The sequence below is a fragment of the Acidipropionibacterium timonense genome (assembly GCF_900605005.1).
In the GTDB taxonomy this organism is placed as follows: Bacteria; Actinomycetota; Actinomycetes; order Propionibacteriales; family Propionibacteriaceae; genus Cutibacterium; species Cutibacterium timonense.
Genome location: NZ_LR027558.1, coordinates 1,053,195 through 1,075,915, shown reverse-complemented (window position 1 = coordinate 1,075,915; position 22,721 = coordinate 1,053,195). Strand labels below are relative to the sequence as shown.

The 22,721-nt window shown below is 70.2% G+C and carries 21 protein-coding genes and 4 tRNA genes; 12 read left to right on the top strand and 13 right to left on the bottom strand.

Annotation, left to right across the window (positions count from 1 at the left end; translation table 11 throughout):
- Window positions 1-124: 124 nt before the first annotated feature.
- Window positions 125-1,189, bottom strand: coding sequence for an NAD(P)-dependent alcohol dehydrogenase (locus tag E0E30_RS05125; RefSeq protein WP_130865370.1), 1,065 nt, complete (start codon window positions 1,187-1,189; stop codon window positions 125-127).
- 212 nt (window positions 1,190-1,401) lie between these two features.
- On the opposite strand from E0E30_RS05125, the gene E0E30_RS05120 reads away from it, so the two are divergent.
- The gene (locus E0E30_RS05120) at window positions 1,402-3,393 is read left to right on the top strand and encodes a vWA domain-containing protein (RefSeq protein ID WP_130865369.1); all 1,992 of its coding nucleotides are present in this window, start codon (window positions 1,402-1,404) and stop codon (window positions 3,391-3,393) included.
- A 188-nt stretch (window positions 3,394-3,581) separates the two neighbouring features.
- On the opposite strand, the gene E0E30_RS05115 is transcribed toward E0E30_RS05120, so the two are convergent.
- Window positions 3,582-3,653 (bottom strand) — tRNA-Val (locus E0E30_RS05115).
- A gap of 312 nt (window positions 3,654-3,965) precedes the next feature.
- On the opposite strand from E0E30_RS05115, the gene E0E30_RS05110 reads away from it, so the two are divergent.
- The 4 genes from E0E30_RS05110 to E0E30_RS05095 all read left to right on the top strand — a co-directional run bounded on the left by E0E30_RS05110 (window position 3,966) and on the right by E0E30_RS05095 (window position 5,226).
- Window positions 3,966-4,038, top strand: a tRNA-Gly gene (locus tag E0E30_RS05110).
- Window positions 4,039-4,090: 52 nt separating this feature from the next.
- Window positions 4,091-4,161 (top strand) — tRNA-Cys (locus E0E30_RS05105).
- Between the two features lies 1 nt (window position 4,162).
- Window positions 4,163-4,237 (top strand) — tRNA-Val (locus E0E30_RS05100).
- A gap of 170 nt (window positions 4,238-4,407) precedes the next feature.
- Window positions 4,408-5,226, top strand: a complete 819-nt coding sequence (locus tag E0E30_RS05095; protein WP_245306508.1) for a sirohydrochlorin chelatase — start codon at window positions 4,408-4,410, stop codon at window positions 5,224-5,226.
- A gap of 104 nt (window positions 5,227-5,330) precedes the next feature.
- Here E0E30_RS05095 and E0E30_RS05090 read toward each other — a convergent pair whose 3' ends face one another.
- Complete coding sequence (locus E0E30_RS05090) at window positions 5,331-6,191, bottom strand: PPK2 family polyphosphate kinase (protein WP_130865368.1); 861 nt, start codon at window positions 6,189-6,191, stop codon at window positions 5,331-5,333.
- A 146-nt stretch (window positions 6,192-6,337) separates the two neighbouring features.
- On the opposite strand from E0E30_RS05090, the gene msrB reads away from it, so the two are divergent.
- The 3 genes from msrB (at window position 6,338) to E0E30_RS05075 (ending at window position 8,703) form a co-directional block, all read left to right on the top strand.
- Window positions 6,338-6,766 (top strand): peptide-methionine (R)-S-oxide reductase MsrB, encoded by a 429-nt coding sequence (gene msrB, locus E0E30_RS05085; protein ID WP_130865367.1) that lies wholly within the window; start codon window positions 6,338-6,340, stop codon window positions 6,764-6,766.
- Between the two features lie 69 nt (window positions 6,767-6,835).
- Window positions 6,836-7,417 carry a DUF3000 domain-containing protein gene (locus tag E0E30_RS05080; RefSeq protein WP_411914018.1) on the top strand — a complete coding sequence of 194 codons (582 nt, stop codon included), beginning with the start codon at window positions 6,836-6,838 and terminating at the stop codon, window positions 7,415-7,417.
- A gap of 65 nt (window positions 7,418-7,482) precedes the next feature.
- A complete protein-coding gene (locus E0E30_RS05075) occupies window positions 7,483-8,703 on the top strand; it encodes an HRDC domain-containing protein (protein WP_130866754.1) in 1,221 nt (406 codons plus the stop codon).
- A 3-nt stretch (window positions 8,704-8,706) separates the two neighbouring features.
- On the opposite strand, the gene dxs is transcribed toward E0E30_RS05075, so the two are convergent.
- From dxs to E0E30_RS05050, 5 genes are all read right to left on the bottom strand, one after another.
- Window positions 8,707-10,587 (bottom strand): 1-deoxy-D-xylulose-5-phosphate synthase, encoded by a 1,881-nt coding sequence (dxs, locus tag E0E30_RS05070; protein WP_210115778.1) that lies wholly within the window; start codon window positions 10,585-10,587, stop codon window positions 8,707-8,709.
- Window positions 10,588-10,755: 168 nt separating this feature from the next.
- A complete protein-coding gene (gene acnA / locus E0E30_RS05065) occupies window positions 10,756-13,422 on the bottom strand; it encodes an aconitate hydratase AcnA (RefSeq protein WP_130865365.1) in 2,667 nt (888 codons plus the stop codon).
- Between the two features lie 305 nt (window positions 13,423-13,727).
- Window positions 13,728-13,940 (bottom strand): DUF6767 domain-containing protein, encoded by a 213-nt coding sequence (locus E0E30_RS05060; protein WP_130865364.1) that lies wholly within the window; start codon window positions 13,938-13,940, stop codon window positions 13,728-13,730.
- Between the two features lie 5 nt (window positions 13,941-13,945).
- The gene (locus tag E0E30_RS05055) at window positions 13,946-15,106 is read right to left on the bottom strand and encodes a class I SAM-dependent RNA methyltransferase (RefSeq protein WP_130865363.1); all 1,161 of its coding nucleotides are present in this window, start codon (window positions 15,104-15,106) and stop codon (window positions 13,946-13,948) included.
- Between the two features lie 47 nt (window positions 15,107-15,153).
- Window positions 15,154-17,181, bottom strand: a complete 2,028-nt coding sequence (locus E0E30_RS05050; RefSeq protein WP_130865362.1) for an APC family permease — start codon at window positions 17,179-17,181, stop codon at window positions 15,154-15,156.
- A 95-nt stretch (window positions 17,182-17,276) separates the two neighbouring features.
- Between E0E30_RS05050 and E0E30_RS05045 the strand changes: the two genes are divergently transcribed.
- Both E0E30_RS05045 and E0E30_RS05040 read left to right on the top strand, forming a co-directional pair.
- Window positions 17,277-17,969 (top strand): potassium channel family protein, encoded by a 693-nt coding sequence (locus tag E0E30_RS05045; RefSeq protein WP_130865361.1) that lies wholly within the window; start codon window positions 17,277-17,279, stop codon window positions 17,967-17,969.
- A gap of 14 nt (window positions 17,970-17,983) precedes the next feature.
- Entirely contained in the window at window positions 17,984-18,643 is a 660-nt protein-coding gene (locus E0E30_RS05040; RefSeq protein WP_245306507.1) for a potassium channel family protein, read from the top strand.
- Window positions 18,644-18,691: 48 nt separating this feature from the next.
- Here the strand turns inward: E0E30_RS05040 and E0E30_RS05035 are convergent, their stop codons facing one another.
- Genes E0E30_RS05035 through E0E30_RS05020 form a run of 4 tightly spaced genes read right to left on the bottom strand, consistent with a single transcriptional unit; the run spans window position 18,692 to window position 20,763 of the window.
- A complete protein-coding gene (locus E0E30_RS05035; RefSeq protein ID WP_130865360.1) occupies window positions 18,692-19,066 on the bottom strand; it encodes an OB-fold nucleic acid binding domain-containing protein in 375 nt (124 codons plus the stop codon).
- Entirely contained in the window at window positions 19,063-19,818 is a 756-nt protein-coding gene (locus E0E30_RS05030; protein ID WP_130865359.1) for a DUF3710 domain-containing protein, read from the bottom strand. Before E0E30_RS05030 ends, E0E30_RS05035 begins: the two co-directional genes overlap by 4 nt.
- Before the next feature lie 34 nt (window positions 19,819-19,852).
- Complete coding sequence (gene dut / locus E0E30_RS05025; RefSeq protein ID WP_130865358.1) at window positions 19,853-20,311, bottom strand: dUTP diphosphatase; 459 nt, start codon at window positions 20,309-20,311, stop codon at window positions 19,853-19,855.
- Complete coding sequence (locus E0E30_RS05020; protein WP_245306506.1) at window positions 20,308-20,763, bottom strand: DUF3093 domain-containing protein; 456 nt, start codon at window positions 20,761-20,763, stop codon at window positions 20,308-20,310. Before E0E30_RS05020 ends, dut begins: the two co-directional genes overlap by 4 nt.
- Before the next feature lie 71 nt (window positions 20,764-20,834).
- On the opposite strand from E0E30_RS05020, the gene E0E30_RS05015 reads away from it, so the two are divergent.
- Window positions 20,835-21,131, top strand: coding sequence for a DUF4235 domain-containing protein (locus E0E30_RS05015; RefSeq protein WP_130865356.1), 297 nt, complete (start codon window positions 20,835-20,837; stop codon window positions 21,129-21,131).
- Window positions 21,132-21,232: 101 nt separating this feature from the next.
- Here E0E30_RS05015 and E0E30_RS05010 read toward each other — a convergent pair whose 3' ends face one another.
- The gene (locus E0E30_RS05010) at window positions 21,233-21,529 is read right to left on the bottom strand and encodes a DUF4193 domain-containing protein (protein WP_130865355.1); all 297 of its coding nucleotides are present in this window, start codon (window positions 21,527-21,529) and stop codon (window positions 21,233-21,235) included.
- On the opposite strand from E0E30_RS05010, the gene sepH reads away from it, so the two are divergent.
- A complete protein-coding gene (gene sepH, locus E0E30_RS05005) occupies window positions 21,528-22,721 on the top strand; it encodes a septation protein SepH (RefSeq protein WP_280953259.1) in 1,194 nt (397 codons plus the stop codon). The genes E0E30_RS05010 and sepH overlap by 2 nt on opposite strands.

The following is a 22,721-nucleotide window of genomic DNA, read 5'->3' as shown; positions in this document are numbered from 1 at the left end:
ACCCCGGTGACGGGGCCACCCACCATCATGCCCGATACCGCCGACGGACTTCCGGTCGGCTCCACGGGTGGGACGGCCCATCGCCGCCACGCGGGACGCCGGGTGGGGTCGGCCCGGGGCCCACTCAGGCCTCGACGGCGGCGTCCTCGAAGGTCGAGGTGTCGATGACGAAGCGGAACCTCACGTCACCGGCGACCACCCGGTCATAGGCGGCGTCGACGTCGTGCACCCCGATCTTCTCGATCCGCGCGCCGAAGCCGTGCTCGGCGCAGAAGTCGAGCATCTCCTGGGTCTGCGCGATCCCACCGATGTTCGACCCGGCCAGGGCCTTGCGGCCTCCGATGAGGTCGCCGGCGTGCAGCTCGAGGCCCTCCGGGGGAAGTCCGACGAGGACCATGGCGCCGCCGGGCTTGAGCAGACCGAGGTAGTCGTGCAGATCGATGGGGGCACTGATGGTGTTGAGGATGAAGTCGAACTCGCCACGGTGGTCCTTGAAGAAACCGGGTTCGCTGGTGGCCAGCAGTCGGCTGGCGCCGAGCTCCTTGGCCAGCGCCTCCTTGGCGGTCGAGCGCGACAGGACGGTGACCTCCGCCCCCTTGGCCGCGGCGATCTGGACCCCCATGTGGCCCAGTCCCCCCAGACCGAGGATCGCGACCTTCTTGCCGGCCCCGACGTTCCAAGTCGCCAGCGGCGAGTAGGTGGTGATGCCGGCGCACAGCAGCGGGGCCGCGACGTCGAGCGGGAGGGAGTCGGGGATGCGGCAGACGAAGTTCTCGTTGACGACGACCTTCTGGCTGTACCCGCCCTGGGTGATGGTGCCGTCGACGTCGGTGGAGTTGTACGTGCCGACGTTGCCGTTGAGGCAGTTCTGCTCCTGGCCGGCCAGGCACTGCTCGCACCGGCCGCAGGAGTTGACGAGGCACCCGACGCCGACACGGTCCCCGACCGCGAACTTCGTCACCCGGTCACCGACGGCGCTGACGATGCCGGCGATCTCGTGACCGACGGCGAGCGGGAAGTGGGCCCGGCCCCACTCGTTGCGGATGGTGTGGATGTCGGAGTGGCAGATGCCGGCGGCCTTGATGTCGATGACGACGTCGTCGGGACGCGGGTCACGTCGCTCGATCTCGACGACCTCGAACGGGGCGTCCGGGGCGCTCTTCTGCAGCGCCTTGACGGTGATGGGCATGTCATTCTCCCTGAGTTCAATGGTGGGCATGGCCAGGACGACGTCCCGGTCAGGGATGTGCACCACGCTAGTCGTCCCCACCGACGGTTCGGAGCATCGAGGACGTACCCGCACGGACCGGTTCGACGGCATTGGCCCCCTTCCATGTGACACTTCGACGTACGCACTCGAGCCCGAGGCTCACTCCCGTCAGACCACCGAGAGAGACCACGATGACCCGTCGCGTCCCGGCAGCCACCGTCGCCGCCACCCTGCTCGCCCTCACGACCGCAGCCCTACCGGGCCTGGTGACCGCCGGGACGGCCCGGGCCGAGGGCCCCGTCACCGCCCAGCAGCCGGTGGTCGTCGTCACCGACTTCTCCGGGTCGATGAACACCAAGGACGCCGACTCCGCCGGCACGACGCGGATCGCCGCGGCCACGGCCGCCGTCAAGCATCTTCTCAGCGCGAGCCCCAGGGGTGCCTCGTTGGGCCTGGTGGTGTACGGCGCCCGCAACGACTCCTGCGCAGACATCCAGACCCTCAACCCGGTCGGCTCCTTCGACGCCGCCAGGCTCAGCGCCACGGTCGACTCCCTGGCCGCCAAGGGCAACACCCCCATCGGACCCGCCCTCGAGCACGCGGCCGCCGACCTCAAGGGGGTGACCGGCCCCAAGGCCATCGTCCTCGTCTCCGACGGCGAGCCGAACTGCACCCCACCCGACCCGTGCGAGGTCGCCCGCAAGCTGTCGCACCAGGGCGTCGACCTCACCGTCCACACCATCGGGCTCCGCATCCGCAACAACCCCGCCGCCCAGCGCACGCTCAAGTGCATCGCCGCGGCGACCGGCGGCAGGTACACCGACGTCAACGACGCCAAGGGACTCGACGAGGCCCTCACCTTCCAGACGACCCGCGCCCTGGCCGGCTACGCCAGCAGCGGCACGCGTGTCGAGGGAGGACCGACCGTCACCGCCGCCGAGCCTCTCGTCGCCGGCCAGTACGTCGTCAAGCTGCCCTCCGGCACGGAGCTCGACCGCAAGGAACTCGACCAGGACCACCCCAACCGACGCTTCTTCGCCGTTCCCCAGCACGAGGGATGGGAGGCCGTCGTCACCGCGACCCTCGTCCCACCGCCACTGACGTCCGGCGCCCAGGCCCGGACGACGCGGAACCTCGACCTGCACGAGACCGGCCCCAGCACCCAGTACTGCACCTCGAACGTCGACAGGCGCTTCCAGAGCGGGTATCTCGACACCACGGACCTCGAGGCCGTCCTCACCCTCAAGCCCGACGACGGCACCCACTGCCTCGACGCCCAGGGCCGACGGGTCATCTCCGTCACCCGTCATGGCGAGGGATGGGCCGACAAGGACCTCGACGTCGAACTCACCGTGTCGTACCGACGCACCACCTCGGACGCCACGACGACCGACCCCGGCAAGGCCCCCGCGGCCAAGGAGACCTCGGCGCGCACCGTCGCCGGGGGCACGAGCTTCACCGACGCGACCGTCCTGGCCCCGGGTCAGACGATCGCCGACGACGTCAACGGCCAGGAACGTCGCTACTTCGCCGTCCCCGTCGAGTACGGCCAGAACCTCCGGGTGAGGATGCACCTGGCCACCAACCAGAAGTCCCCGGGCTCGTCGGCGGTCGCCGTGTCACCGTACAACGCGCTGCGCCAACGCCTCACCTTCAGCGGCACCGAGCACCGGGACGGCTCCCACGCGCTGTCGATCGTCACATCCGGCGGCGGCGACGTCGCCGACGCGACCCTCAGGTATCCCGTGACGCCCGAGCGCCTCACGTCCTCCGATCCGCAGGAGCAGGTCTTCGGTGTGCCGGGCATGGTCTATCTCGTCGTCGGGCGGTCCTGGAACGGCAAGGACGGCGTCCCACCGCAAAGGTTCACCCTCACCCCGACCGTCTGGGGTACCCCGGTGGCAGCCCAGGACGCCGTCATCACCACGGCCGAGCAGTACGAGACGATGTTCACCCCGCAAACCCCGGCACCGGCCCCCAGCGGCTCCTCGTCGGCCTCCACGACCCCGGCGGCGTCGACGTCCCGGGCCCCGGCCAGCTCCTCCCCCACCCCCGCCACGAGCCCGTCACCGCAGGGATTCCTCACGACGACGCGCCTCGTCGTCGCCGGAGTCGTCGTCGCCGTGCTGGCGACCGGCGGGACGGTGGGCGCGATCGTCCTGCGTCGACGCCGGTCCCGCTGAGCTCGGCCATTCGTCACCGCGGCCGCCGGCGGAACCATCGCCCTGGCCGAGCACGCCCTGCCCGGCATGGCCTGGCAGGGAGGTTTCCACGACACCGAGAACAACGTCCTCGGGATCCACCAGCCCGATCCCCGCGCAGCCTGGACGTCACGACGGGACCACGGCTGAGCCGTGGTCCCGTCCGTGGGTGGGCGATGCGGGGATCGAACCCGCGACCCCTTCGGTGTGAACGAAGTGCGCTACCGCTGCGCCAACCGCCCAGCGAGGAAGAACTATAACCGGGCGCGCTCGGAGCTGTCCATACGACGACGGTTCGAGGACCGACCGGCACTCCTCGCCTCCGTCGATGACGAGGGCTCAGCCGGGCACGCCGGCGACCCGGCCTCGCCGACCCCCACCCGGTGCCCCGACACCCCATGGCGACGCCCCGGACGACACCCTTGTCATTCCGTGGCGACAAGGCAGGACATCCCGTCGCGCGGGCGTCCCGACCACCCCGATTTGCACGCCGCCACGGGATGCCGTACTGTTCTTTCTCGTCGCCCGGCGGGTTGCCCCGAAGGAAACGACATGCGGACGTGGCTCAGTTGGTAGAGCATCACCTTGCCAAGGTGAGGGTCGCGGGTTCGAGTCCCGTCGTCCGCTCGGAGAAGGTCTTTCGACCTATCCACACCAACATGGTTGTTCACACCAATGCGGTGGAGTGGCCGAGAGGCGAGGCAGCGGACTGCAAATCCGTATACACGGGTTCAAATCCCGTCTCCACCTCGGGCGGTTGGCGCAGCGGTAGCGCGCTTCCCTGACACGGAAGAGGTCGCCAGTTCAAACCTGGCATCGCCCACCAGCGGCACGGGCCGGTCGACGACAGTCGGCCGGCCCGCTGCGTTCCCCAGGCTTCACCCCGGCCGGGCGAGCACCGGCGACACCGACACCCCGGACATCGTCGGGCCACCTCACGTGCACAGGTCGGGCGTGAAAGGATACGGTGACTGCCGCAGGATGGGAGGACCACGCATGACCGCACCCGTGCTCGTGCTCACCCTGCCGGCCGCTCCCGACGCCCAGGCCTCGATGACGGCCCTGCGCATGCGTCAGCGGGTCTCCAGACTCCACCCCCACATCACAACCGCAGCAGCCTTCGCCGCACCCGACGGCCGATTCGCCGCCCCCAAGGTGCGCCCCGAGTGGGAGGAGCTCGTCCTCGTCCCGCTCGACCTCACCCACCTCCTGGCGGCCACCGGCCAGGTCGATCGACTCGCCGAACGGATGAGTGCCGACCACCCGCGGCTCAGGGTCACCGTCGCGCGCCCCATCGGACCTGCCCCGGCCCTGCTCAACCTCGTCGACTCGAGGCTGCGTCTGGCCGCCCACCGGGCCCATTGCCAGGAGATGGACGCCCTGGTCCTGTCGGCGCCGGATCCGGGAGACCAGCGTGGCGCGGCCATGCTCTCCCGCATGTCACGGCTGTGGTCCCAGCACCATCATCTCCCCGCCCACCTGGCGACGAACACCAACGGAGCCGGGGACATCGCAGAGGTCGTCGGCGGCCTGCGTCGGGAGGGACGCCGTCACATCGCCGTCGGCTCCCTGTGGGTGTGCCAGGACTCGAGCGCGAACGACCATGCCCGACGCGCTCTGGCCGCCGGCGCCGAGGTCGTCGCCTCCGCCGTCGGAGACGACCCGACGCTGGCCGCCTGGGCCTTCGAGCGCTACTGCTCGGCGGCCCTGGGCATGGTCTCGGAGCCGGACGACGAACCCCGGGCCGATCGGGGCACCGGGGATGACGACCCGAAGGTCGTCGCCGACGAGGACGGCACCGCCCCCGGGGCCTGAGCGCGCCGCTCACCCTCGCACACCGACCCCGACGCTCACCGACACCGACGCTCACCGACGCGGACGCACACCGACACCGGGCAGCGCCCCGCCGCCGGTCCCGCTCAGGCCGCCGCGACCTTCTCCTGCTCGGCCTTGACGTCGAACTCGGCCGGCGGCCAGGTGAGGTTCATCGACCTCATCGTCTCGAGCATGAGCCGGGCGACGGCCCAGTTGCGGTACCACTTGTGGTCGGCCGGAACGACGTACCACGGAGCGATGTCGGGATTGCAGCGCTCGAGCAGGTCGGTGTAAGCGGCGGTGTAGTCGTCCCACTTGGACCGGGTGTCGAGGTCGGAGGGGTTGTACTTCCAGTACTTCGCCGGATCCTCCAGACGAGCCGCCAGGCGCTCCTTCTGGACGTCCTTGGACACGTGAAGGAAGCACTTGATGATCCGGGTGCCCGAGGCCGCGAGCTCGGCCTCGAAGTCGTTGATGATGTCGTACCGTCCCTGCCAGACGGCGTCCTCGACGAGGTGGTCGACCCGGGCGATGAGGACGTCCTCGTAGTGGGATCGGTCGAAGACGCCGATCATCCCGGCCTCGGGCAGGTCCTTGCGGATCCGCCACAGGAAGTCGTGCTCACGCTCCTCGGGGGTGGGAGCCTTGAAGGCCTTGAGGTGGATGCCCTGGGGGTCCACGAGCCCGAGGGTGTGACGCACGACCCCGCCCTTGCCGGCCGTGTCGAGCCCCTGGAGCACGACGAGCAGTCGCCGGGCGTGCTCCGGATCGTCCTTGCCGCGGGCGAAGAGACGTTCCTGCAGGTCGGACAGCTCGTCGGCCAGCGTCGCGACGTCCTGGGCCGTGGCCTCCTTGTCACCGGGAGCCCCGGGAGTCGCGGCGGTGTCCGCGGCAGCCAGGTTGACCGGGCGCTGGGGGCACCTCAGCAGGCCGCACAGGTCGAGTTCCTCGTTCTTCTTGCTCATGGGGGTCCTTCGTCGGATCGTCGGAATGGTGGGACCATCCTTGCGCGAAAGCCCGGCCCGCGGGGCCGGAGCGCGGTCGGTTCCGGGAACAAGGCGACGGACCCTACCGTTGTCCCCAGTGACGACCTCCTGAGGAAGGACCACCCATGACCGAGCCGACACCCGAGCCGACCTTCGTCCTCAGTCCCCAGCAGTGGCGTGAGCGGCTCAGCGAGCAGGAGTTCCGCGTCCTGCGGGAGTCCGGCACGGAGGCCCCGTGGACCGGTGAGTACACCGACACGACGACCACCGGCGTCTACCGCTGTCGGGCCTGCGGAGCCGAACTCTTCCGCAGCGACGAGAAGTTCTCCTCGCACTGCGGGTGGCCGTCCTTCTTCGCTCCCCTGGCCGAGGACCGTGTCCGCTACCTCGAGGACCACACCATACCGGGTCGGCCCCGCACGGAGGTGCGGTGCGCGGCCTGCGACTCCCATCTGGGGCACGTCTTCGCAGGTGAGGGGTACGACACGCCCACCGACCTGCGCTACTGCATCAACTCCATCTGCCTCACCCTCGAGCCCCGCGACGGGCGCTGACACCAACTTCCCCGGAGGCGGCGCGTCCCGTCGGCTCGCCCGTCCGGGCGAACTAGTGTGCTCATCGTGATCCAGCAGTCCCCGACGCCTCTGGCTCTGCCCTTCGCGCAGGTCCGCGCCGAGGTCGAGGGCCACCGCTGGCGACCCGAGCTCACGGTTCGCGAGATCCCCGCCCCCGGCCGGATCGCCCGCGACTCCATGGCCATCGAGGCCACCGTCATCCACCTGGGCCGCGAGCTCGGCTCCGGGCGGCTCATCCTCCTCCACGAACCGGCGGGCAACGAGTCGTGGGAGGGCGACTACCGGCTGGTGACGATGGCCCGGGCCGCCGTCGACGCCCAGATCGCCGTGGACCCCCTGCTCGGCGAGGTGGCCTGGTCCTGGCTCATCGACGCCCTCGAGGAGCACGACGCCGTGCACCGGGCCCCGGCCGGGACGACGACCTCGGTGCTCAGTCGACCCTTCGGGCAGCTCGAGGACGATCCGGACGAGAACCACGTCGAGCTGCGCGCCTCGTGGACCCCGGTCATCGACGACCCGAGCGACATCGTGCCCCACCTCGAGGCCTGGCAGGACCTGCTGTGCCGGACCTGCGGCATGGATCCCATGCCCGAGGGCGTCGTCCAGATCGCGCCGCGGCGGGCGCTGTGAACCAGCCCGTGTCGATCGCCCCGTCCGCTCGCATCGACCCCGAGTCCGGGCTGCCCGTCCTCGACATGCCGGCCGACGGCGTCCCGCAGATCGTCGACACCGCGCAGGCCCTGGCGCACGCAGCACGCACCCTCGCCGCCGGGACCGGTCCGGTGGCCATCGACACCGAGCGCGCCCACGGCTATCGCTACCTGCCGCGGGCCTACCTCATCCAGCTGCGACGCCGCGGCAGCGGAACTCATCTCGTCGACCCGGTCGCCCTCGACGTCGACGGGCTCGGATCGGGCCTGGGACCACTCGCCGAGGCGCTCTCGGGCACCGAGTGGATCCTCCACGCCGCGACCCAGGACATGCCCTGCCTGGCCATGGAGGGGCTGCGTCCGCACGCAGTCTTCGACACGGAGCTGGCCGGACGACTGCTCAACCTGCCCCGGGTCGGCCTGGGGGCGATGGTCGAGCACTACCTGGGCGTCCACCTCCTCAAGGAGCACTCGGCCGCTGACTGGTCGCGTCGTCCGCTGCCGGCCGACTGGCTCGTCTACGCGGCCCTCGACGTCGAGCTGCTCGACGAGCTGCGGGCCCGGGTGCTCGACGACCTGCGCTCCGCCGGCAAGCTCGCCTGGGCCGAGCAGGAGTTCGAGCACCTGGCCGCCATCGGCGCCGGCCTGCCGGCCACACCTGGTCCGACCGATCCGCAACGGTGGCGCCGGGCGACCGGCCTGCACGACGTCCCCACCCGCGCCGGACTCCAGGTGGTCAAGGACCTGTGGTGGGCCCGCGACGCCATCGCCCGCGAGACCGACATCGCTCCCGGCCGGATCGTCAACGACCGGGCCCTCACCGGGTTCGCCGCCCACTGCGGGGATCGTGTCACCCTCACCGCAGACGATCTGGCCAGGTCCTCGGGCCTGGGGAAGGGACGGGCCCGCCGGTACGCCGACCGGTGGCGTGCTGCGCTGGCGACGTCGGCGTCGACCCGACCGGCCGACTACCCGCCCAAGCGGGTCCGTCACGACGGGCCTCCCCCGCCACGCTCCTGGGAGCGCCATCACCCCGACGAGGCGGCGCGGTGGGAGCGGGTCCGGCCGGCGATGAACGCGCTCGCCGAGACCCTCGACCTGCCGCCGGAGAACCTCATCTCGCCCGAGTGCCTGCGTCAGCTGTGCTGGGCGCCGCCGCGCGACGACTCCCCCCTGGGGGTGGACGCTTTCCTGGCCGACCTGGGGGCCCGGCGTTGGCAGCGTGACGCGGTGGCCGGGCCACTGTCGCGACTCCTGCGAGCCTGAGACTCAGTCGAGTCGGTCCGCCAGCTGGGACTCGAGGTGCCGCACGGAGGCGACGACTCCCTCGGCGTCCAACCCGATCTCGTGGACGACCTCGGCCCGCGACGCATGGGTGAGGAACCTCTGCGGGATGCCGAGCTCGCGCACCGGCGTCCACACCCCGGCCTCGCGCAGCCGCTGCGACAGGCGCGATCCCAACCCGCCGACGACCAGTCCGTCCTCGAGTGAGACGACGGCCCGGGCCGAACGGGCCATGGCGACCAGGGCATCGCACACCGGCAGGGCCCAGTGGGGGCTGACGACCGTGACCTCCTCGCCGAGCTCATCGGCGGCCTCGAGGGCTGTCCCGCACAGCTGCCCGTGGGCGACGAGGAGGAGGCCTCCCTCGGCTCCCCGCCGCAGGACGTCGACGCCGTCGACCTCCTCGACGACCTCGATGACCTCGGGCATGGGGTCCTTCGAGTACCGGATGACGGTGGGGCGGTCGTCGACGTCGACGGCCTCCCACAGCAGCCCCTCGAGGTGCCGGCGATCACGAGGAGCCGCCAGCATGAGACCCGGGACCATCGAGCACATGGCCATGTCCCACATGCCGTTGTGGCTGGGGCCGTCGGTGCCGGTGACGCCGGCCCGGTCGAGGACGATCGTCACCGGTTCGCGGTGCAGGGCGACGTCCATGAGGAGCTGGTCGAAGGCCCGGTTGAGGAAGGTCGAGTAGAGGGCGACAACCGGGTGCAGTCCGGTCGCCGCCATGCCCGCGGCCGTCGTCAGGGCGTGCTGTTCGGCGATCCCGACGTCGAGGACGCGGTCCGGGAAGGCCTCCGCCATCGGTGCCAGACCGACCGGGTGCAGCATGGCTGCGGTGATGCCGACGACCTCGGGACGCTTCCGGGCGATGTCGACGATGGTGCCGGCGAAGACGTCGCTCCACGTGGGGGCGTCCTTGCTGCCGAGGGACTCCCCCGTCGTCGGGTCGATGTGACCGACCGTGTGGAAGGCGTCCTCCTCGTTGTGCTCGGCCGCGGCGAAGCCCTTGCCCTTGACGGTCACCGCATGGACGATGACTGGGTGGCCGAACCGCCTGGCCAGCTCGAAGGCTCGCTCCAGGGCCCCGATGTCGTGTCCGTCGACCGGGCCGAGGTACTTGATGCCCAGGTCCGGGAAGATCCCCGGGCGCCCGACGAGGACGTCCTTGACGCCGACCTTGACGCCGTGCATGAGCCCGTACACCTGCTTGCCCAGGGGGGCGCCGGTGACCGCCCGCTTCATGCGGTCGAGGGCCTCCTCGTAGTGTGGGTCGGTGCGGATCGCCGAGAGCTGGTTGGCCAGGCCGCCGACGGTCGGGGTGTACGACCGACCGTTGTCGTTGACGACGATGACCAGACGCAGGTCGGGCTGGTCGGCGATGGAGTCGAGGGCCTCCCAGGCCATCCCACCGGTGAGCGCCCCGTCCCCGATGACGGCCACGACGGTGCGGTCGCGCTCGTCACGGAGCAGGTGGCCCTCCGCCATGCCCTCGGCCCAGGACAGGGAGGTCGACGCGTGGGAGTTCTCGACCCAGTCGTGCTCGGACTCCTCACGGCTGGGATATCCCGAGAGCCCGCCGGACTGACGCAGATGCTCGAACCCGTCGGCCCGGCCGGTGATGATCTTGTGGACGTAGCTCTGGTGGCCCGTGTCGAAGATGATGGGGTCGTTCGGCGAGTCGAAGACGCGGTGCAGGGCCAGGGTGAGTTCGACGACACCGAGGTTGGGACCCAGATGGCCGCCGGTGCGGCTCACGTGCTCGATGAGGAAGGTGCGGATCTCGCCGGCGAGCTGTTCGACCTCGTGAGGGGTCAGCTGCCGCAGGTCGGCGGGGCTGTGGACACGGTCGAGCACGGACATGCCCGCCATCCTATTGCGGGACGCCTGCACCGTGCACCGACGAGCAACGGCGGGTCCCACCCTCGGATCGGCCGGTCGGGGGCGATCACACCGCCATGACCATGGCAGCGGGGCCGCGCCCGTCACCGAGCGCGGCCCCGTCGACCTGGAAATCGTTCGTGCCTCAGATCACTTCGCCATCCGACGCAGGACGTACTGGAGGATGCCACCGTTGAGGTAGTACTCCCGCTCCCCTGGGGTGTCGATGCGCACGACGGCGTCGAACTCGATGGACGTGCCGTTCTTCGTCGCGGTGACGTGGACGGTCGGCGGGATCGTCTCGTTGATGGCGTCGACCCCGGTGATGTCGAGGGTCTCCTCACCGGTGAGGCCGAGGGAGTCGGCGCTGGAGCCCTCGGGGAACTGCAGCGGCAGGACGCCCATGCCGATGAGGTTGGAACGGTGGATCCGCTCGTAGCTCTCGGTGATGACGGCGCGCACGCCCAGCAGCATGGTGCCCTTGGCGGCCCAGTCGCGCGAGGACCCGGAACCGTACTCCTTGCCGCCGAGGACGACGAGGGGCACGCCGGCCGCCCGATAGTCGACCGAGGCGTCGTAGACCGTCGTCACCGGGGCGTCCGGCTTGGTGAAGTCGCGGGTGAAGCCACCCTCGGTGCCCGGGGCCAGCTGGTTGCGCAGGCGGATGTTGGCGAAGGTGCCGCGCATCATGACCTCGTGGTTACCGCGACGGGAGCCGTAGGAGTTGAAGTCCTTGCGCTCGACCCCGTGCTCCGAGAGCCACTTGCCGGCCGGGGAGTCGGCCTTGATCGATCCGGCCGGCGAGATGTGGTCGGTCGTCACCGAGTCGCCGAGCTTGAGCAGGACCCGGGCGCCGGTGATGTCGGCCACTGGCGCGGGCTGGGCGGCCAGACCGTCGAAGATCGGCAGCTTGCGCACGTAGGTGGAGTCGGGGTCCCAGGCGAAGGTCTCCCCTTCCGGGGTCTGCAGTTCCTTCCAGCGCGGGCCACCGTCGAAGACGTCGGCGTACCGCTCCTGGTACATCTGGGCCGAGATCGAGGACCCGACGATCTCGTTGATCTCCTCGGTCGAGGGCCACAGGTCGCGCAGGTACACGTCCTTGCCGTCCGGGGTCGTGGCCAGCGGGTCGTGCTCGAGGTCGATGTCCATCGTCCCGGCGATCGAGTAGACGACGACCAGCGGCGGGGAGGCCAGGTAGTTCATCTTGACGTCGGGGCTGATCCGGCCCTCGAAGTTGCGGTTGCCCGACAGGACGGCGGTGACGGCCAGGTCGTTGTCGTTGACGGCCCGGGAGACCTCGGGGATGAGGGGCCCGGTGTTGCCGATGCACGTCGTGCAGCCGTACCCGACGAGGTCGAAGCCCATGGCGTCGAGGTGCTCGGTGAGGCCGGCCCGGTTGAAGTAGTCGGTGACGACCTGGGACCCCGGGGCCAGGGAGGTCTTGACCCAGGGCTTGGGGGCCAGGCCCAGCTCGTGGGCCTTCCTGGCGACGAGACCCGCGGCGATCATGACCGAGGGGTTCGAGGTGTTGGTGCACGAGGTGATGGCGGCCACCGTCACGGCGCCGTTGCGCAGCTCGAAGGAGCGCCCGTCGGCCAGGGTGACCGGCACGGCGGCGTCGGGATTGGTGGTGTAGCTCGGCACCGTGGCCTCGAAGGCGGCCTTGGCGTTCGACAGCTCGATGCGGTCCTGGGGACGCTTGGGCCCGGCGATCGAGGGCTTGACGGTCGACAGGTCGAGCTCGAGGTACTCGCTGTAGCGCGGTTCGTGGTCGGGGTCGTGCCACATGCCCTGGGCCTTGGTGTAGGCCTCGATGAGCTTGACCTGGTGCTCGTCGCGACCGGTGAGACGCAGGTAGTCGAGGGTGACGTCGTCGACCGGGAAGACGGCGATGGTCGAGCCGTACTCGGGGCTCATGTTGCCCAGGGTGGCGCGGTTGGCCAGCGGGACCGCGGCCACGCCGGAACCGTAGAACTCGACGAACTTGCCGACGACCTTGTGCTCACGCAGCATCTGGGTGATGGTGAGGACGAGGTCGGTGGCGGTGACGCCGTCCGGCAGCCTGCCCGAGAGCTTGAAGCCGACGACCCGCGGGACGAGCATCGACACGGGCTGACCGAGCATGGCGGCCTCGGCCTCGATGCCGCCGACGCCCCAGCCGACGACGCCCAGGCCGTTGACCATGGTGGTGTGCGAGTCGGTGCCGACACAGGTGTCGGGGTACGCGACCTTGGTCCCGTCGGCGTCACGGACGAAGGTGACCCGTGCCAGGTGCTCGATGTTGACCTGGTGGACGATGCCGGTGCCCGGCGGGACGACGCGGAAGTTCTCGAAGGCGCTCTGGCCCCAGCGCAGGAACTGGTACCGCTCCCGGTTGCGCTGGTACTCGATCTCCTGATTGAGCTCGAAGGCCTGCTCGGTGCCGAACTTCTCGACGATGACCGAGTGGTCGATGACCATCTCGGCCGGCGAGAGCGGGTTGACCTTGTTGGGGTCTCCGCCCAGGTCGGCCACGGCCTCGCGCATGGTAGCCAGGTCGACGATGCAGGGCACCCCGGTGAAGTCCTGCATGATGACCCGGGCCGGGGTGAACTGGATCTCGTGGGAGGGCTGCGCGTCGGCCTCCCAGGCACCCAGGGCGCGGATCTGGTCGGCGGTGATGTTGGCGCCGTCCTCGGTGCGCAGCAGGTTCTCCAGGAGGACCTTGAGGCTGTAGGGAAGGCTGTCGGACCCCGGTACGGCGTCGATGCCGTACATCTCGTAGGACTGGCCGTCGACGTCGAGGGTGCGCCTCGCGCCGAAGCTGTTGATGCTCATGCGTTGAACTCCAAGGTCTCGTCGTGGGTTGTTGTCGCGGGATCGCCGCAGGACGGTCCCATCATGGCCCGAGCCGGGCCGGCATGTCGCCGAACAGTTATCTTGACGTCAAGATATCACAGCATCGAGGTGCGCCACGCCGATGGCAGCGGCGGACGGTGTCAGGAGAATCCCGCCACAGCGGCTTTCCTCCCCTCCGGGGGAACAGTGTCCCGCTCCGGGGGATTTCCTGACACCGCTGCCCGGACGACCATCGACGCGAGCCTCGCCAAGGTCCCGGAGTCGGGCCGATCGGCGGCCGGGCGTCAGTCCAGGCCCTCCGCGCGGGGGTCCGGTCCCAGCTCGTCGTCCTGCCGGGCCCGGGCCTCGGCCCGCTTGCGCACGAGCTCGTCACGCAGGTCGTCATCGCCCATGACGAGGTAGACCAACCCGCAGTCCTGGGGACCGGTGACGAAGAGCTGGCACAGGGTGCACGGCTCCCCCGGACGCAGCGGGCACTGGGGTTGGGGCCGCCCCACGACTGTCAGACCGTCCTCTCGAGGAGGGCGACCGCCTCGATGTGGTGGGTCATCGGGAAGAGGTCGAAGGCGCGGATCGATGTCGCCTCGTATCCGGAGGCAGCGAAGAGGGCCAGGTCGCGGGCCAGGGACGCCGGGTCGCAGGCGACGTGGGCGATGGCGCGCGGGGACCGTTCCACCACCGCCTCGACGACCTTGCGTCCGGCGCCCTTGCGGGGCGGGTCGAGGACGACGAGGTTGGCCCGACGAGGAAGCCTCGTCAGCGCCCGGTCGACCCTGGCCGCCATGAACCGTGCGCCCGGAACGTTGCGCCGGGCCAGGGCCACCGCCCGCCGCGAGATCTCGACCCCTTGGACCCGGGCACCGGAGTCGGCGATGAGCCCGGCGAAGAGCCCGACCCCGCAGTAGAGGTCGAGGGCGTACTCGCCGGGCCGGGGCTCCAATCCCTCGAGCACGGCACGACCGAGGGTGTCGGCGGCGGCCGGGTGCACCTGCCAGAACCCGTCGACCCCGACCTTCCACCGGCGGTCCCCCACCGACTCGGTGACGGGCGTCGTCCCGGCGACGAGTCGGCCGTCGGCGACGACACTCACCTCGGGTTCGTCCGTCGCGGCGGAGGCCACCGTGACGAGCACCGCCTCCTCGGCGCCCCGGCTGGCCGCCTCGGCAGCAGCCCGGCCGGCCGGATGCGCCAGCGGGCATCCCCCGGTCGGGACGACGACGAGGTCATGGGACCGGTGGGCTCGCAGGGCGGGGGTCCCGTCGACGACCCGGTACTGCATCCGGGTGCGCCACCCCAGGGCATCGGGGCTGCCGGGCACCTCCTCGACCTCGCCGTCCCAGCTGATCCCGGCGATCCGGTCGAGTTGCTCGGCGACGACCCGACGCTTGAGCTCGCGCTGGAAGGACACCTCGACGTGCTGGAAGTCGCACCCGCCGCATCGTCCGGCGACGGGGCAGGGGGGCTCGACCCGGTGCTCGCTCGGCTCGATGACCTCGATGACCCGGCCGAACCAGTGGGAGTCGTGGGTGTCGTCGGTGACCTCGACCTGGACCGTCTCGTCGGGCAGGCCGCCCCGGACGAAGACGACCCGTCCGCCGGGCCGGGCGACGCAGTACCCCCCGTACGCGATCGGCCCCAGGGTCGTCGTGAAGGTCACAGGCATCGTTCGTCTCGGTTCGTCGGTCTCGGTGGTCACGCGCGGTGACCGGGTCAGTTCTTGGGTGGCGCGATGAACCGCGCGGCGTCCCGCCAGGATCGTGGATCGTCGCGGCGCCAGCGGTCCTCGATGATCTCGGAGCTGCGCAACTGGTAGGGCACCGAGGAGATGAGCACGCCGGGCATGAAGTGCAGGCGGGTGCGGATGATGAGGGCGGTCTGGTTGTGCAGGACCTGCTCCCACCAGTGCCCGACGACGTACTCCGGGATGAACACCTCGACCATGTCGCGCGGGTTCTCGCTGCGGATGCGCCGGATGTGCTCGATGAAGGGGTTGGTGACCTCCCGGTAGGGGGAGGCGATGACCTTGAGCGGGACGTCGATGTCCTCCTCGTCCCAGGCGGCGAGGAGCCGGTCGGTGACGTCGGGGTCGACGTCGACGACGTCGGCCTCGAGGAACGTCGGCACCGTCGCCTTGGCGAACTGGAGGGCACGCATCGTCGGCTTGTTGAGGTCGGACACCATGACGACCGCGTGCACCCGCGACGGCAGGGCACGGTCGGAGGAGTCGTTGAGGGCCACCTCCCGGCTCACCGTCTCGTAGTGATGCTTGATGGCCCTCATGAGCGCGTAGACGAGCACCATGGCGATGAGGGCCAGGTAGGCCCCGTGGATGAACTTCGAGACGAGGATGACGATGAGCACCAGTCCGGTCATGACGAGCCCGACGCCGTTGATGATCCTCGAGTGACGCCACACCCGACGCTCGGAGCTCGGCGCGTTGACCTCGGTGCGCAGCCGTCGGGTCCAGTGCCGCAGCATGCCGGTCTGACTCACCGTGAACGAGATGAAGACGCCGACGACGTAGAGCTGGATGAGCGAGGTCACCGAGGCGTTGAACGCCAGGACGAGGATGATGGCCCCGAAGGCCAGCGTGACGATGCCGTTGGAATAGGCCAGACGGTCACCGCGGGTGTGCAGCTGACGAGGCAGGTAGCCGTCCCGGGCGAGGATCGAGCCGAGCACCGGGAAACCGTTGAAGGCGGTGTTGGCGGCGAGGAAGAGGATGATCATCGTGCAGATGATCATGATGTAGAAGCCCGGGCGGAAGGTGTCGTAGAAGACCGCCCGAGCCAGCTGCCCGACGACGGTCGTCTGCGAGGTGACGAGGTGTCCGGCGGTGTCGACCATGTGCGAGCCGCCGGGCACGTCCGCCATCTGCACCCCGGTCAGTCGGGACAGGACGATGATGCCCAGCAGCATCGACACCGCGATCCCGCCGAGGAGCGCCAGCGTGGCGGCGGCATTGCGCGACTTCGGCTCCTTGAACGAGGGGACGCCGTTCGAGATGGCCTCGACCCCGGTGAGGGCAGCGCAGCCGGAGGAGAAGGTCCGCGCGAGCAGGGCGACCATCGCGAACCCGACGAGACCGGTGTACTTGGGGTTGCCGACGACGCTGTAGTCGGCGGTCGCCGCCCGAAGGTCGTCGCCCAGGATGAGGATCCTTGTCAGACCCCAGATGACCATGCACCCCACCGACACCATGAAGGCATAGGTGGGGATGGCGAAGAGGGTCCCGGACTCGCGGACGCCCCGCAGATTGAGCCCGGTGAGGATGAGGATGATGACGGCCGCCGTGATCCCCTCGTGCCCGGCCAGGGCCGGGATCATCGCCTCGGCGTTCTGGACTCCCGAGGACACCGACACGGCAACGGTGAGGACGTAGTCGACGAGGAGGGCACTGGCGACGACGAGACCGGCGTTCGGCCCGAGGTTGTGCGTGGCCACCTCGTAGTCCCCGCCGCCGGAGGGGTAGGCGTGCACCGTCTGGCGGTAGCTCATGACGACGACGAGCATGACGCAGGCGACCGCGATCCCGATCTTCCACGAGAAGGCGAACCCGGCGGCCCCGGCCAGTGACAGGGTGATGAGCACCTCGTCGGGGGCGTAGGCCACCGAGGACAGGGCGTCCGAGGCGAACACGGGCAGGGCGATCCGCTTGGGCAGCAGGGTCTCGCCCAGGGCGCTGCTCTCCAGCTTGCGCCCGATGAGCACCCGCTTGACGGCCTGCGACAACTTCACGGGCGCAAACTCTACTTCCCTCCGGTCGTCGAGGCACCTCGCGATGAGGACCCTCGACCACGACGGCGCGACATCCGGGGGCGGATCACGGCAGAATGGCTGCGAACACGTCACGGGAGGATCGCGTGCACATCGTCATCATGGGCTGCGGACGAGTCGGTGCCAGCCTGGCCAAGTCCTTGGAGAAGAGGGGTCACAGCGTCGCCGTCATCGACCTCGACGTCGACGCCTTCCGCCGTCTCGGTCCCGATTTCAAGGGGACGACGGTCAAGGGCGTCGGGTTCGACCGGTCGGTGCTCGAGAAGGCCGGCATCCGGGAGGCCGACGGTTTCGCCGCCGTCTCCTCCGGCGACAACTCGAACGTCCTGGCCGCCCGGGTGGTCCGCGAGGAGTTCGGCATCGAGAACGTCGTCGCCCGGATCTACGACCAGGGTCGGGCCGAGGTGTACGAGCGACTCGGCATCCCGACGGTGGCGACGGTGCGATGGGCGGCCGACCAGGTGTTGCGCAGCCTCATGCCCGAGGGCTCCGAGCCCGCCTGGCTCGACCCGTCGGGACGGACGAGACTCATCCGCGTCAACACCCATGCCGGCTGGGTCGGCATGAAGGTGACGACCATCCAGGAGCGGGTGCGCACTCCCCTGCCCTTCCTCACGCGGTTCGGCACCGGCATGGTCCCCGACGCCACCACGCTGCTGCAGGAGGGCGACATCGTCTACGCCGCCGTCGAGGTGGACCGGGTCGCCGAGGTCGAGTCGATCCTGGCCGCCCCGCCCGTCAAGCGCTGAATCGAGGAGCATCCGTGAGAATCGCCATCATCGGGGCCGGCAACGTCGGCCGATCCATCGCCCGCGAGCTCATCGCCCACGGGCACCAGATCCTCCTCATCGACCGCAACCCGCACGCCATGAAGGTCGACACCGTTCCCGAGGCGGAGTGGCTGTGCGCCGACGCCTGTGAGCTCGACACCCTCGAGGAGGCCAGGCTCGACCACTGCGACGTGTCGATCTGCGCCACCGGCGACGACAAGGTCAATCTCGTGCACTGCCTGTTGGCCAAGACGGAGTTCGGTGTGCCGCGGACGGTGGCGCGGGTCAATCACCCGGGCAACGAGTGGATGTTCGACGAGGCCTGGGGGGTCGACGTCGCCGTCTCGACGCCGCGGCTCATGGCGGCCCTCGTCGAGGAGGCGGTGACGGTCGGCGAACTCGTGCGACTCTTCACGTTCCAGAAGGGTCGGGCCAATCTCGTCGAGCTCACCCTGCCCGACGACAGCCCGCGGGTCGGCGACCGCATCCGCGACATCCAGTTGCCCGGTGACGCCGTCCTGGCCGCCATCATCCGCGACGGCCAGGGACGCTCCCCCGAGCGCGAGGCCGCCCTGGAGGCCGGTGACGAGTTGCTCTTCATCATCTCGCCGGACTACGAGTCCGACCTCGTCGAGGTGCTCGCCCCACGCTGATCGCCCCGGACGAGTGCACGTCCCGACGGAGCGCACCGGGGGCGCCGGTCACTGCGGCAGCAGCTGGTACTTCGGGTTGTAGATGACCCGACGCCCCTCGTCGAGGCACACCAGGCCGTCGACGGCGAGCATCCGGCCAGCCCGGATGCCCCTGATCTGCCGGCGTCCCATCCACACCAAGGTGACGGCGCCCGTCCCGTCGCGCAGTTCGGCCTCGAGCCACCGGTTGCTGCCGCGTGGGTTGAGGGTGAGGACGTCGACCCTGCCCCGCAGGTGGACGCGGGTGCGCAAGGTGGCGTCGGCGATCGTCGTGGCGCCCGCGTCGAGGGATCCCTGGCGCAGGTCGTCGTCCTCGAGAGCCTCGTCGGAGGCCACCGCCCGGTGCAGCACACGCCGCAGGACCCCCGGGCGCTCCCGACTCATTCCGACTCCTCGGCCCGCAGCTCGGCCGGCACCTGCAGCGCGATGAGGTCGCCGGGCACGCGTGGGGAGTCGTCGCGGCGGACGACGAGGTTGCAGAAGAACTCCATGAGCAGCTGACCGGTGGGGTCGAGGTCCTCACCGAGGGCCGACTCGCCCATGAGGACGCCGCGCAGCAGCCAGCGCGGCCCCTGGGCCAGCCAGGTGCGTGAGACGTGGTAGCCGTCCTGACCGTCCGGCCCCTTGACGGGTACGAGACGACGCAGTTCGGCGCCGAGCGGCCCGGGGCCGACGTTCGCCTCGCCCCCCTCGGAGGTGGTGCCCTCGATCATGTCGTGGTGCACCTCGTCGACCATGAGCTGACGCGAGGGGGCGGCGAAGAGCGCGACCTCGAGGGCGGAGTTGCCCTGGATGACGAGCAGCGACTGGATCGCCCCGGACTCCTGATCGACCTGGATCTGCATCTGCATGTTCGGGAAGGGGGTGAGGATGAGCGATCCGAAGTCCATCCGCTCGATCTCGTCGGCGTCGAGATCGACCTCGGACAGGTCGAAGGGACCGTCGGGCCGCTCGATGTTGGAGCGGTAGAGCTCGTCGACGACGTCCTCCTCGGCCTCCTCCTCGGCCTCCTCGTCAAGCTCGTCGACGGCCGCGTCGGGCTCGTCGGTGGTGTCCTCGTGCTCGTCCACAGCGGTGCTGTCGGCGGGCGTCGGGTCCTCGTCGACCACGTCGTTCTTCTTCTTGCGACCGAACACGGCTGCGATCCTTCCTACGGCAACGTGAGGCAGTCTAGTGGGCCCGGCGGTCGTCCCCGCCGACACCGGTGGACCCGTGACCCCCCTGGCCACGCTCGGTGTCGTCGAGGTGGTCGACGGTCACGAAGGTGGCGCGGACGACGGGGACGACGACGAGCTGGGCGATCCGGTCGCCGGCGGTGAGGTGGATGGGCGTCGTCGGGTCGGTGTTGACGAGGGCCACCTTGATCTCGCCGCGATAGCCGGAATCGATCGTCCCGGGGGCGTTGACGATGGACAGACCGAGCCGGGCGGCCAGGCCCGAGCGGGGGTTGACCAGACCGACGTACCCCTCAGGGAGCGCGATCCGCACCCCGGTGGGGACGAGCCGACGCTCACCCGGAGCGAGATCGACGTCGACGCGGGTGGTGAGATCGGCGCCGGCGTCCCCGGGCAGGGCGTAGCGCGGGGCCGGGGCGTCGTCCTCGAGGACGACGGGGATGTCGAGGCTCATGGGCGCTCCTGGTCGAGATGACGGGCGATGGCGGCGGCCAGCTCGTCGGGGTGGCGCGAGGAGAGGATCCACGCCGGGTGCGGGTCGGCCGGGTCGGCCAGGCGGACGACGACACCGCTCGAGATCCACGGACGGGTGACGAGGAACGAGCCCACCTGGTGACTGGAGTGGAGGATGGTCCGCATCGTCTCGGCGTCACAGCCACGCACCCGGTCGATCCACGCCCACTCGATCCGGCTGTGGCCGGCGGTGAGCGCCTGCTCGTCGACACCGATCCGTACCGATCCCATGGCGACGAGGGCGGCGGCGGTGAAGAGGAGGACACCGATGGCGACGGTCGAGCCGACGACCACCGGGAGGTAGACGAAGAGCGCGATGGCGAAGGAGAGGGCGAAGAACCCCACGAGCGGCCACCACCACAGTGGCACGACGAGTCGTTCCCGGTACTCCACGCCCACAACCTAGCCGATGCCGGCCGACGGAGTCCTCCCCCGAGCACCCCGTCGACCCCTAGACTGGCGCCATGATTCCGGAGAAGATCCTGTGGAAGGTGTACGCCGGCGTGCTCGGCGCGGTCACCACCCTCGTCGCCCAGAAGGCCGTCGAGGGGGCCTGGCGGTACGTCACCGGCGACGACGAGCCGCCGCGTCCGGACGATCCCGAGGTCTCGACCGTCAAGGCGGTGAGCTGGGCCCTCGCCAGTGGGATCGGGATCGCCGGGTCGCAGTTGCTCGTCAACCGGATGGCGAACCGACACTGGATGAAGTACAGCTCGGTCAACCCCATCACCGGACTCAGGGTCGCCCTCGCCGACGACTGATCCGGCCCGACCGCCCGCCCGGCTCCCGGACGACAGCACAGGAGCCGTCCATGGTCGACCATGGACGGCTCCCTTCGACGTCGAGTTGGCAGGACCCGGTCTCAGACGCAGTCGACGCAGTAGAACTTGCCGTCCCTCTCCTCGGCCAGTTGGGAGCGTCCCTTGACGAGGAAGCACGAGGCGCAGGTGAACTCGCCGGACTGACGAGGCAGGACCCGCACCGTCAGTTCCTCGTGCGACAGGTCGGCACCAGGCAGCTCGAAGGCCTCGGCCGCCTCGACCTCGTCCTCGTCGACCTTGCCCGAGTTCTGCTCGTTGCGATGGTTCTTGAGCTCCTCGAGGGAGTCCTCGGTGACGTCCTCGTCCGACTTGCGCGGGGCGTCGTAATCAGTCGCCATGGTTGCCTTCCGTACCGGTCGATGTTCGGCCCCATGTGTATCACGGCTGTCAAGTCGCGAAGGCACGCGCCCGGTACCGCTAGATTGGTGGCCCCGGGTACCCTGCTCCGGGAGGGAGAGGTGGACGATGGACAGCGCACTCAGCCCGCGTGAGATCCAGGCGCGGATCCGGGCCGGCGTCCCGGTCGAGGACGTTGCCACGGAGGCCGGCGTGCCCGTCGACCAGGTGGAGCCCTTCGCCGTCCCGGTGCTCGCCGAGTTGGAGCATGTCGTCGAGGTGGCCAGGGCCAGCACCGTGCGTCGCCAGGCGGACCCCTCGTCCAGGCGTTCCCTGGCGACCCTCGTCTCGCGCGTCTGCCAGGCCCACGGACTCGATGAGGAGTCCCTGAGGTGGCGCAGTCGGCGTCTCGAGGACCGCAGCTGGCAGGTGTGCGCGACGTGGAGCGGCCCGCAGGGGCCCGCCGGTGACGCCGACTCGGACGACCACGAGGCCACCTTCCGCTTCGACATGGCCGGGCGTCACGTCAGCCCGGAGGACGCCGGGGCGCGCTGGCTCGTCGACGACCGCCAGCCTGCCCCGAAGCCTCGTCCGCAGTCCCGTCGGACCTCCGCCGATCCGGATCTCGAGCCGACCATCGACCTCAATGACGAGCTCGCCATCGTTCGGGCCGTGACGACACGTCCAGCCGCCCCGCAGCCGCGGTCCGACCGTCCGACGACGACGTCCGCACCCGCCGAGCCCGAGGTTCCCGGGATGACCGCGACCGACGGCGTCTACGACTTCGTCCCGACGAGCCAGGGGCAGATGGACGCGCTCTACGAGATGCTCGCCGGGTTCCAGGAGGATTCGGTCAACATCTACGAGGGGCTCGAGGATCCCGTCGCGACACCCGTCGCGCAGGACGACACGGCGACTCCCGTCACGCACAACGACACGGCGACTCCCGTCGCGCAGGACGACCCCGGTCCCCGGGAGGACACGCCGGCGTCGAGCGGGGATGACGCGGAGGAGGGGCCCGTCGCGCAGGACGGGACGCCCTCCGACGACTCCCCCACTGAACCGACCCAGGATGCCCTCGTCGATTCCGAGGAGGAGGCCCCGGCCAAGCCGCGCAAGCGTCGCCGCAAGCAGCGCGCGTCGATCCCCAGCTGGGACGAGATCATGTTCGGCGGGCCGACCCCGCACGCCTGA